The sequence below is a fragment of the Azonexus sp. genome, from assembly GCF_036170495.1.
Taxonomy (GTDB): domain Bacteria; phylum Pseudomonadota; class Gammaproteobacteria; order Burkholderiales; family Rhodocyclaceae; genus Azonexus.
This window is the reverse complement of record NZ_JAVHPH010000322.1, coordinates 1-9797: the sequence shown is the minus strand read 5'-3', so window position 1 is coordinate 9797 and position 9797 is coordinate 1. Positions and strand designations below refer to the sequence as shown.

Sequence of the window (9797 nt, the reverse complement as noted above, 5' to 3'; positions counted from 1 at the left end):
AACGACCTGTGGCACATGCGCAGCCTGTGCTTCACGGACAAGCCGGACTTCCTGATCGGCAACTCCTACGGCAAGTACATCCAGCGCGACACCCGCCACAAGGGTGAAGCGTTTGAAGTGCCGTTGATCCGCCTCGGCTTCCCGATCTTCGATCGTCACCACATGCACCGCGCCACGACCCTAGGCTACGAAGGCATGATGTCTGTAGTGACCCAGCTGACCAACGCTGTCCTTGAGCAACTCGACAAGGAAACGATCGGCATGGGCACCACCGACTACAACTTCGACCTGGTTCGGTAAAACACTCCCTCCCCTTTATGTCCCGGAGGGACGGTATCCCTTGGGACAAGGGGAGGGTCGGGGTGGGGATGGGTTTCGAGCAATGGAACACCCATCCCCCTCCCGGCCTCCCCCTTGAAGGGGGAGGTGTCATAGGAGCAGCTGTATGGCCAATATCATGATCCAGCAAGGCAGCAGCGGTGGGCTGGTGTTCTATCTTCCGAAGCGCGACCTGGAAGCGTCCATCGAATCCATCGAATTCGACACCGCCGAAAAATGGGGTGGCGAACTCAAACTGGACAACGGTGGGACGTACTACATCGATCCGATCGCCAAGCCGCCCCGCCTGCCGGTGTCCCTGAGAGCCAAGCGCCTCGGCGCCGCTGAAGATTAAGCCTTTGAAACCTGCCCGCCCAGCCAGCAGATTAGCCAGCTAAAGCGGATTTTAAGGAGAGCATCATGGCAATGAAAATCGACCCCGACATGTGCACCGCCTGCGGCGACTGCAAACCTGTCTGCCCGACCAAGTCCATCAGTTCCGGCAAGATCTTCTTCAAGATCGATGCTGCCACCTGCACGGAATGCGACGGCCACAACGATTCACCGTTGTGTGTCGACGTCTGCCCATCCGGCTGCATCAGCCCGGCCTGATTCGAGATAAGCCAACACCCCACCCCGTTCGGGCTGAGCCTGTCGAAGCCAGCGATACACAGCCCTTCGACAAGCTCAGGGCGAATGGACTAAAGCGGTGTATTGGCTTGCCGAATGAGTAACCAACGAGCCTTGAGCCGAAGGCCGGTTCCATCGGCCTTCCACTGAAGACTTTCCCAGGAGCCCACCATGTCCGACACCCCCATCGCCTCCCGTGAAGCCGCGCTGCGTATTGCGCTGGCGGCCCGCGCCCTGAACGGTCTCGATGTTCGCGCCCTGGTCGGCGCGCTGATCGAGAAACTGGAAGCCCCGCTCACCGAAAGCAAGCTCGGCATGCTGACGGTTGAAGACCTGCGCGTCATCCTGGCCGGCGACTTTGCCGAACAAGGCTGCCACGTCGGCGTCGACGGCGAAGCCCTCAAGGAAGCCATCCGCCTGCTTTGGGGCCAGGGTGTCGAGAACAGCGACTTCCCTGCGGTCGACGCCTATACCGACGGTGACCTGCCCGGCTCGCTGCGCGTCGCCATCGCGGCCAATCGCGGCGAAACGCTTGACGGCCATTTCGGTTCCTGCGAACGCTTCCTGGTCTATCAGATCAGCCAGGATGCCATCCGCCTGATCGACATCCGCACGACGGTCGAAGCCGATACGGCCGAAGACAAGAATGCCGCCCGCTCGGCGCTGATCAACGACTGCCAGATCGTCTATGTCCAGTCGATCGGCGGGCCGGCGGCGGCCAAGGTGGTGCGGGCCGGCGTCCATCCCGTCAAGAAGCCGGAAGGTGGCAAGGCCCGCGAAGTGCTGGTCGAGCTGCAGGCTCGCCTGGCCAGCCCGCCGCCCTGGCTGGCCCAGATCATGGGGGTGCCCTCCGCCTCGCTGGCGCGTTTTGAGGAAGATATGGAAGAAGAGGAATCGGCATGATTTCCCCGACTCAACTCGCCCGGGTCGGCGAAGCCGCCTTGCTCGATGGCAGCGCCGCCGCGCTGCGCCTGCGCTTTCCCGAACTGCACTTTACCGAATGCAGCGAAGACGACGTCTCGCCGCGCTATCGCCCGGCTTTCAGCATCGAGGGCTACGAACTGTTCTACATCTCCGGCGCCACTGGCCATTGCCTGGAACTGACCAATATCGCGGAAACTGCTACCGGCATCCTGATTGCCTCCAAGGTCGATGACGAGTGAAAAGACCGCCGCCGACGCAGGCTATGGAAAACTCGGCCTGTGCTCGGGTTGCCGTTTTTTTCCGGGCTACCTGAACGGCGGCAAATGCACGCCGGGCGATGCCTGCATCCGCGCCCACAGCGGCCGGCAGATCGACCGTTTCCTGCGCAACAACCCGGAATTGGCGAACCAATACCTGAACGACATTTTCTGGGAACGGCGGGCCATTGCCACCCGCTATGCCACGGTCGACGCCATTTTGGGGCTAAAAATGGACCCCGATGAAGTGGTCCGCCGCGTCGTCGCCATGCGTCTGCCGGTTGACGAGTTGATCGACATGGCCGCCGACCGCGACCGCGAAGTCCGGCTTTCCGTCGCCGCCCGCCTGCCTGAGCCACAGCTCATCCGCCTCATCGACGACCCGGATTATCTGATCCGGGCTACCGTCGCCCGCCGCCTGCCGCATGGCCAACTGGCCAAGCTGACCAAAGACCCGGAACGCGAAGTGCGCAAGGTCGTCGCCGCCCGTCTGCCGCCTTTTGCCCTGCATCTGCTGGCCACCGACGAAGAGCCGGAAGTCCGCGCCATTGTCGCCGAGCGCGCCCTGCCCGGCCTGGCCGCCGCCATGCTGCAGGACAGCGAATGGTGGGTGCGCCTGGCGGCAGTCGGCAACGCCCCCATTGAATTTCTGCAGCCATTGACTGCCGACCCGGAAATTGAAGTCCGCGAAGCGGCGCAAGCCCGGCTCGCCGAATCGGAAACCGCCTGACCACAAGGGAAAATCATGAAACAGAACCAGGGCTGGACTGAATACTGCAAATCACTATCGCCGGCCATCGTCGAAACCTGCGCCAAGACCCCGGTCTCGGTAGGTCCGGCCGGACTGGTCAAAGCCCTGAGCAATGCCCTGCCCGAATGGAAATTTCGCCACGCGCTGGGCCGTGGCGGCTGGTACCGCCTCGGCGGCATCGTCGATGCCGCCGGCCAGCGCGTCAGCGACAGCCTTGAGAGCTGGGTCGAAAACGCCATCGACGAGCGCGACGGCGACATCGCCCGGCTGATTGACGACTTTGCCGGCCAGCAGCTTTACGCCACCCGCCTGGTCGGCCAGACCCATTACCTCGTCGCCTCGGCCGGCGAAGGCAGCGACGATTTCCTGCAACTGGAAATTGAAGACCTGCAGGAAATGCGCGTCCATCAACTTTTCGTCAACGAGCCGGCAACCCTCGAAGAACTGGTCGACCCGCGCGGCGGCAGCGACTCTCCCACCCCGGTCGGCCTGCCCTTTTATGCCTTCCGGCGCCTCCAGCACGTTGGCAACTTCCTCAAGCGCATGCTGCTGCAAAAGCCGGAGCCGGCCTCAATTCACCGCATGCTCGACGACTGGAGCAAAAGCAGCGCCGGCAGCGCCAGCAACTACTACAACCATTGGGTCATCGCCACCCGCGAACACCTCGACCGCTACCATCAGCCGATTTTCCGCGCCCAGCCGATTGCCACACTGGCCGGCGAGCCACCCGAATTCGAAGCCAGCGCCGGGACCAGCGGCCTGAGCCTGCAGGAAGCGCTGACCCGTTTCGACCGCGAAATCGGCTACCCGCTCGCCTGGTATTTCCACATGCTGAGCACCAAAGCCGTTCCCCACTGGGTGGCCCAGACCGTCGTCGAAGACGCCCTGGCCGGCTTCGCCTACCTGCCACAACGCGACGTCGACGTTGTGCGCGGCTGGCTGCACCGGCCGTATTCGGTTTGAGGGCCAACGGGCCTCTTAGCCAGCATCCCTGACTTTCGGCGTCAGCACATAAACCTTCTGCTCAACCCGTATCGGCTGGCTGATTGCCGGATCGGGATCAGGCTCGAAGAAGCTTTCGACATGGCTAAGCTCGATGTCGAAAGCGCTGGTGTACAGGCTGGCGATTTCGTCCGCCACGGCAAAGTCCTGTCCTTGCGTTTCGCCCTCTTCCGGTTCCTCGGTGGTCAGCAGCAGCATCCGGCAACGGGCGGGCAGAATGCGTTGGAGCTGCGCGATGTAGGCAGCGCGAAGGTCGTCAGGCAGCGCGGTGAGCGAGGCACGGTCGAACACGACTGAAATATCGCCCAGATCGGCGGCGGTCAACTTGAAAAAATCACCGCACAAAATCCCGATCCGGCCATGTTCCCAGAGCGTGAATTTACCGGCTTTCCGGCGCGTCGGCTGCAGCTTGTTTTCGCGGAAAAAGGCGCGCACGGCGAGCGGACTGAGCTCAACGCCGATCACCTTGTGCCCCTGCCCGGCCAGCCAGATCAGATCAAGGCTTTTACCGCAAAGTGGGACAAAAACCCGGTCCTCCACGGTCAACCGGAAATTTGGCCAAAATTTGACCAGATGCGGATTCACCGCCAGCTGATGAAAGGCGATTTCATCGTCGCGCCAGGTTTGTTGCCAAAGTTCGTTGTCGCGCCCGGTCATGGCGGATTCTTCCCATTGAATGCTGCGTTGTTGAATCAGGAAAATGTTCTGATCGAAAGACACAACGCTTCATCGATGGCCTGTTTCGCCGTGGGCGAAGGGGCCACTAAAAGAGCCATGCAGGCCGAAAAGGCACTCGCGCGGTTGGGGCAAATTACTTGCCCGGTGACGACTAGCCTATCACCGAAATTGCCCGCACCATGCGACGAAAAAAATTGTCGCGTTCGTGACATTAGCCCCACATCATCGAGCGTCGATTAAAACTTCACCGCATTTTCAATAGGTTACAAATTGGCACCATCCTTGCTGAAAAGAAGCCGAGGAGATTGCCATGACCCAACCCGCTTTCGTCACCATCAACGACACCACCCTGCGCGACGGCGAACAGTCGGCCGGCGTGGCGTTCTCGCTGGACGAAAAACGGGACATCGCCCGCCAGCTCGCCACCATCGGCGTGCCCGAACTGGAAGTCGGCATCCCGGCCATGGGCGACGAGGAGCGCGACTCGATCCGCGCCGTCGCCGACCTCCAGCTCGCCCCGCGCCTAATGGTGTGGAGCCGCATGCACCCGGCCGACATCGCCGCCTGCGCCGGCCTCGGCGCGCATATGATCGACATTTCGGTGCCGTCCTCCGACCAGCACCTGGCCTACAAGCTCAAGCAGGACCGTGCCTGGTTGCTGCGCGAACTGCCCAAGTTCGTCGGCGCCGCCCTTTCACTCGGCCTCGAAGTCGGCCTCGGTTGCGAAGATGCCTCGCGCGCCGACATGAATTTCCTCTGCGCCCTGGCCGAAACGGCCGAACGTGCCGGCGCCCGCCGCCTGCGCTTCGCCGACACCCTGGGCATCCTCGAGCCGTTCGGCACCTTCGACCGGATCAGCACCCTGCGCCGCAACACCGGCCTCGAAATCGAGATGCACGCCCACGACGACATGGGCCTGGCCACCGCCAACACGCTGGCCGCCTGCAAAGCCGGCGCGACGCACGTCAATACGACGGTCAATGGCCTCGGCGAGCGCGCCGGCAACGCCCCGCTCGAAGAAGTCGTGCTCGGCCTGACCAAGCTCTACGGCATGGAAACTGGCGTCAGCCTCAAAGGTTTCCCGTCGCTGTCGGCCACAGTGGCCAGCGCCTCGGGGCGCGCCATCCCCTGGCAGAAGAGCATCGTCGGCGCCGGCGCCTTCACGCACGAAGCCGGCATCCACGTCGACGGTCTGCTCAAGCACCCGGACAACTACCAGGGCTACGATCCGCAGGAAGTCGGCCAGTCGCACCGCATTGTGCTCGGCAAGCATTCCGGTTCGCGCGCCGTGCAGGTCGTTTTCGCCGGCCTCGGCATCGAATTGGGCGAAAAGGAAGCGCAGGCCATGCTGCCGCGTGTCCGCAACTTCGTCGCCGAACACAAACACGCACCGGAAACCGCCGACCTGCGCGATCTTCTGATCTCCGTCCGGAGCCAACTCCATGTCTGAAGCGATGACCATGACAGCAACCGCACTGGCAGTCCCCGGCCTGTGGGCGACCCTCCGGGAAGACCTCGATTGCGTCTTCCAGCGCGACCCGGCCGCCCGCTCGACGCTTGAAGTGCTGACCACCTATCCCGGCGTCCACGCCATCCTCACCCACCGCCTGGCGCACCGCCTGTGGCGGGCCGGCTGGCGTTTTCCGGCGCGCCTGCTGTCCTTCGTCGGGCGGACGCTGACCAATGTCGACATCCATCCCGGCGCCACCATCGGCCGCCGCTTCTTCATCGATCATGGCGCCTGCGTCGTCATCGGTGAAACCGCCGAGGTCGGCGACGATGTCACCCTTTACCACGGCGTCACGCTGGGCGGCACCTCGTGGAACAAGGGCAAGCGCCACCCGACGCTGGCCGATGGCGTGGTCGTCGGTGCCGGCGCCAAGATTCTCGGCCCGATCAACATCGGCGAACGGGTTCGCGTCGGTGCCAATTCAGTGGTCGTCAAGGACGTGCCGGCCGACCGTACCGTCGTCGGAGTTCCCGGCCGGATCGTCGACACCCGGGTCGGTACGGCACGCCCGGCCAATGGCATCAGCCTCGATCACAACCTGATGCCTGACCCGGTGGCCAAGTCGATCGCCTGCCTGATCGAGCGTATCGAGATCCTCGAAAGGGAACTGGCTGAAGTCCGCCACGAGCCGCCCACCGACCACAGCGGCGAATGCAATACCTGTTCAGCCGGCGACTTGTGCTGCGAGCACGAGTCCATGCACGCGGTGAACTGACCATGGACCTGCTCGACTTCTCCGACTGCAAGCTGTATTTCGAGGACGAACTGCCCGCCGAGGCCGAACGTCTGATCGCCCAGGCCGCCCAGGATTACGGCGACCCGGCGGCCGAACTCGCCCTGCTGCGCGCCCATCTCCTGGCCCCCGAGCACCTGACCGTGCTGGTCAGCCTGTATCGCTACTATTTCTACCAGCATCGCCTTGACGAAGTGCTGATCGTCGCCGACCACGCCATGCGCATCTCGGCCCACCATCTTGGCATCCCGGCCGACTGGCGCCAGATCGACGAAGCCCAGCTCGGCTCGGCCGCGGCGACCTCCTTCGGCCTGCTCCGTTTCTACCTGCTGGCGCTCAAGGCCGAAAGCGTCGTCCTGCTGCGTCTTGGCCGCATCGCCGAATCGCGCGACCGCCTGAGCAAACTCGCCGCGCTCGATAGCCGCGACCACCTTGGCGCCGCCAAACTGCTGGAAGTCGTCGACGAATTCCAGAGCAGTGGCGACGACAGCAATGCCACGCCCGAATTTCAACTTGTTGCAGCCTAAGGAAACCATCATGGAAGACACCCTGACCCTTGCCGAAGCCATGGAAGACCTGGTTTCTGCCGAAGACTTTCTCGACTATTTCGCGGTCCCCTACGACCCGGCCGTCGTTCATGTGAATCGCCTGCACATCCTGCAGCGCTTCCACGACTACCTGACGAAACAGGCGCCGAACCTGCCGCCGGAAGAGGAAATGCAACGCGGCATCTATCGCCTCTGGCTGGAACGCGCCTACCAGGACTTCGTGACCTCGGATTCGCTGACCGAAAAAGTCTTCGCCGTCTTTCAGCACGTCGCCAAGCCCGACGGCGGCATGAGCTCCTTCGTTTCCCTCGACAAGGTCTTCCGCCAATGATGAACGCCAAGTGGGAGTACGGTGAGGCCGTGCGCCTCATCCGCAACGTCCGCAACGACGGCACCTACCCCGGCCTCGATCCGGGTGACTTCCTCGTGCGCCGCGGCAGCATCGGCTACGTCGTCGATGTCGGCACCTTTTTGCAGGATCAGATCATCTACTCGGTCAACTTCCTCGAAGAAGGCAAGATCGTCGGATGCCGCGAAGAGGAACTGATCGGCGGGGACGATGAATGGACCCCGTCGCGCTTCGAATTCCGCGAAAAAGTCCGCGCCGCCAAACAGTTGTCGGTCGGTGGCACGGTTCTCGTCGAACTCGGCGCGATCGGCGAAGTCATCAAAGTGATCCGCGATGCAGCCAACGGCGTGACCTATCACATTCACTTCGACAGCCTGCCCGGGCGCGTCCTGCAGATTCCCGAAACCATCCTCGAAGCGCACAAACCGGCGGAGTAAGCGCATGCAACATGGCTACCTTGAACTCAAGCTCGCCCACGAACTGTTCAAAAAGGCGCCCGGCACGCTGAGCGAGGCCGAGCAGGCCCGCCTCGGCGAAGTCGCCAACAAGCACGCGCGCCTCGAACAACGCATTCTGGCCAGCGCCGCCGCAGCCCAGGTCGTCGTTCCGGCCCCGAGCATCGCCACCCGCCTCGAGGAAATTCGCCAGCGCTACGCCAGCCCGGATGACATGGCGGCCGACCTCGAACGTAACGGCCTCGACGCCGACAAACTCGGCGCTGCGATCGAGCGCGACCTGCGCATCGAAGCCGTGCTCGACAAGGTGGCCTCGGCCGTCGCCCCGGTCACTGACATCGACGCCGAAATCTACTATCGGCTCCACCCGGAAGCCTTCGACCGTCCAGAAGCCCGTCGCCTGCGCCACATCCTCATCACCTTCTCGAATCCCGTCGAAAAGGCAGTTGCCCGATCCACGCTCGAAACGCTACGGTCAACCGGAAAAAACAGCGAAAATTTCAGTCAGGCCGCGCTGCGCCATTCGCAATGCCCGACCGCCATGGATGGCGGCAAGCTCGGCACGCTCAAACGCCAGCAGCTTTTCCCGGAACTCGAACCGGCAGCCTTTGAACTTGCCGTCGATGAAGTTTCCGCCGTCCTCGAATCGCCGATGGGCCTGCACATCGTGCGCTGCGACGAAATCCTGCCCTTCGGCATGATGCCATTCGCTGAAGCCTGCCCGCGCATCATCGAAAAACTCACCGAAAAACGCCGCCGCGAAGCCCAGCGCGACTGGATCAAGGAACAACCCTAGCCGCGCTCCCGGCTGATCGACAAACTCGGTGGCCAGAAAGCATGAAGCCCATGCGTTTTAGACATGGGCTTCTCAGATCTTTGACCAAGGCTCTCACGGCCTAGGTATTCGGCGTTTTGCCGTTGGGATGCTACTCAGACTTCTCATCAAATTGCGGCGGACTATCAACCATAGAACCTCCAGTCATTCAACAAAAACTCCGTTCTGGTGAAACCTGTTACTGCCCAGAACTCAATTTCAGAATACGCTTCTGATTCGGAATGTCCAGTCTATTTTCCAGCTTTCAAAGCAACAATTCCCAGGCCGGACTTGCCGCATCGAATATTCAAAATTCAATCGCAGGACACTGGCCGAAGCCGCAATTCCACGTCATCAACATGCTTGCAAATACGCCGAATCAGTCGTGTTTCGGACGTCCCCAATTAGACGCATCTCGAATGACATCAATAAAAAACCTGCCGTGTGAAGGCTGTAACTATACACTCCATTAATCGGCAAATATCGACAATTTACGATGTTATACGTTGTTTTTATTACGTTATTGATGTGAATTGCAAATCGCAAATAATTTAATATAGACGAATCAAAACCAAATATGTCACACTTAACCCCGATCTAACTGGGGCTCTAGTATCGAACTAACGTGACAACTGCCCTTCCCCAGTAAGCTCATCGATAGGGGAACTAGACACTTTGGCCAGGACAATATTGGACGCTGCGCAAGCAATTGCTCAGCATGCAGGCATAGCCCCTGAGGAAATTGCGATTGCCCTCAAAGTCATCGGCTATCAATGAAGTGGCCCCCTGAGTCAAGACAGTAATGCCGTCAGTTTAAGCAGTGCATTC

The 9797-nt window shown here is 61.5% G+C and carries 14 protein-coding genes; 13 read left to right on the top strand and 1 reads right to left on the bottom strand.

All coding sequences use genetic code 11. The annotated features are described in order from the left end of the window. From ADADOO_RS11940 to ADADOO_RS11910, 7 genes are all read left to right on the top strand, one after another. On the top strand, positions 1-300 hold a 300-nt coding region (locus ADADOO_RS11940; RefSeq protein ID WP_511277726.1), incomplete at its 5' end, for a nitrogenase component 1. A gap of 145 nt (positions 301-445) precedes the next feature. Further along, on the top strand, positions 446-673 hold the full coding sequence (gene nifT / locus ADADOO_RS11935) for a putative nitrogen fixation protein NifT (RefSeq protein WP_511277725.1): 228 nt from the start codon (positions 446-448) through the stop codon (positions 671-673). Positions 674-738: 65 nt separating this feature from the next. After that, entirely contained in the window at positions 739-930 is a 192-nt protein-coding gene (locus tag ADADOO_RS11930) for a 4Fe-4S binding protein (RefSeq protein WP_226404672.1), read from the top strand. Between the two features lie 189 nt (positions 931-1119). After that, entirely contained in the window at positions 1120-1851 is a 732-nt protein-coding gene (locus ADADOO_RS11925) for a dinitrogenase iron-molybdenum cofactor N-terminal domain-containing protein (RefSeq protein WP_511277724.1), read from the top strand. Continuing rightward, positions 1848-2111, top strand: coding sequence for a DUF6129 family protein (locus tag ADADOO_RS11920; protein WP_511277723.1), 264 nt, complete (start codon positions 1848-1850; stop codon positions 2109-2111). Before ADADOO_RS11925 ends, ADADOO_RS11920 begins: the two co-directional genes overlap by 4 nt. Beyond that, positions 2101-2859, top strand: coding sequence for a 4Fe4S-binding leucine-rich repeat protein (locus ADADOO_RS11915; protein ID WP_511277722.1), 759 nt, complete (start codon positions 2101-2103; stop codon positions 2857-2859). Before ADADOO_RS11920 ends, ADADOO_RS11915 begins: the two co-directional genes overlap by 11 nt. 15 nt (positions 2860-2874) lie before the next feature. Beyond that, complete coding sequence (locus ADADOO_RS11910) at positions 2875-3843, top strand: hypothetical protein (protein WP_511277721.1); 969 nt, start codon at positions 2875-2877, stop codon at positions 3841-3843. A 15-nt stretch (positions 3844-3858) separates the two neighbouring features. On the opposite strand, the gene ADADOO_RS11905 is transcribed toward ADADOO_RS11910, so the two are convergent. Next, positions 3859-4602, bottom strand: a complete 744-nt coding sequence (locus ADADOO_RS11905; RefSeq protein WP_511277720.1) for a thiopurine S-methyltransferase — start codon at positions 4600-4602, stop codon at positions 3859-3861. Positions 4603-4870: 268 nt separating this feature from the next. Here ADADOO_RS11905 and nifV point away from each other — a divergent pair, with 268 nt between their 5' ends. From nifV to nifM, 6 genes are read left to right on the top strand one after another with little or no spacing between them, the layout of a single operon-like run. Continuing rightward, a complete protein-coding gene (nifV, locus tag ADADOO_RS11900) occupies positions 4871-6010 on the top strand; it encodes a homocitrate synthase (RefSeq protein WP_511277719.1) in 1140 nt (379 codons plus the stop codon). Continuing rightward, positions 6003-6785, top strand: coding sequence for a serine O-acetyltransferase (gene cysE, locus ADADOO_RS11895; protein ID WP_511277718.1), 783 nt, complete (start codon positions 6003-6005; stop codon positions 6783-6785). Before nifV ends, cysE begins: the two co-directional genes overlap by 8 nt. 2 nt (positions 6786-6787) lie before the next feature. Continuing rightward, entirely contained in the window at positions 6788-7330 is a 543-nt protein-coding gene (locus tag ADADOO_RS11890; protein WP_511277717.1) for a hypothetical protein, read from the top strand. A 10-nt stretch (positions 7331-7340) separates the two neighbouring features. After that, a complete protein-coding gene (gene nifW, locus ADADOO_RS11885; protein WP_511277716.1) occupies positions 7341-7682 on the top strand; it encodes a nitrogenase-stabilizing/protective protein NifW in 342 nt (113 codons plus the stop codon). Further along, positions 7679-8137: a nitrogen fixation protein NifZ gene (locus tag ADADOO_RS11880; RefSeq protein WP_511277715.1), complete on the top strand. Its 459-nt coding sequence runs from the start codon at positions 7679-7681 to the stop codon at positions 8135-8137. Before nifW ends, ADADOO_RS11880 begins: the two co-directional genes overlap by 4 nt. Before the next feature lie 4 nt (positions 8138-8141). Further along, the gene (nifM, locus tag ADADOO_RS11875; RefSeq protein ID WP_511277714.1) at positions 8142-8951 is read left to right on the top strand and encodes a nitrogen fixation protein NifM; all 810 of its coding nucleotides are present in this window, start codon (positions 8142-8144) and stop codon (positions 8949-8951) included. Positions 8952-9797 lie beyond the last annotated feature (846 nt).

Excerpts from the sequence above, each read along its gene's own strand:
- nifT (WP_511277725.1), top strand. The coding sequence starts at position 446 with ATGGCCAATATCATGATCCAGCAAGGCAGCAGCGGTGGGCTGGTGTTC.
- ADADOO_RS11930 (WP_226404672.1), top strand. The coding sequence starts at position 739 with ATGGCAATGAAAATCGACCCCGACATGTGCACCGCCTGCGGCGACTGC.
- ADADOO_RS11925 (WP_511277724.1), top strand. The coding sequence starts at position 1,120 with ATGTCCGACACCCCCATCGCCTCCCGTGAAGCCGCGCTGCGTATTGCG.
- ADADOO_RS11920 (WP_511277723.1), top strand. The coding sequence starts at position 1,848 with ATGATTTCCCCGACTCAACTCGCCCGGGTCGGCGAAGCCGCCTTGCTC.
- ADADOO_RS11915 (WP_511277722.1), top strand. The coding sequence starts at position 2,101 with ATGACGAGTGAAAAGACCGCCGCCGACGCAGGCTATGGAAAACTCGGC.
- ADADOO_RS11910 (WP_511277721.1), top strand. The coding sequence starts at position 2,875 with ATGAAACAGAACCAGGGCTGGACTGAATACTGCAAATCACTATCGCCG.
- nifV (WP_511277719.1), top strand. The coding sequence starts at position 4,871 with ATGACCCAACCCGCTTTCGTCACCATCAACGACACCACCCTGCGCGAC.
- cysE (WP_511277718.1), top strand. The coding sequence starts at position 6,003 with ATGTCTGAAGCGATGACCATGACAGCAACCGCACTGGCAGTCCCCGGC.
- ADADOO_RS11890 (WP_511277717.1), top strand. The coding sequence starts at position 6,788 with ATGGACCTGCTCGACTTCTCCGACTGCAAGCTGTATTTCGAGGACGAA.
- nifW (WP_511277716.1), top strand. The coding sequence starts at position 7,341 with ATGGAAGACACCCTGACCCTTGCCGAAGCCATGGAAGACCTGGTTTCT.
- ADADOO_RS11880 (WP_511277715.1), top strand. The coding sequence starts at position 7,679 with ATGATGAACGCCAAGTGGGAGTACGGTGAGGCCGTGCGCCTCATCCGC.
- nifM (WP_511277714.1), top strand. The coding sequence starts at position 8,142 with ATGCAACATGGCTACCTTGAACTCAAGCTCGCCCACGAACTGTTCAAA.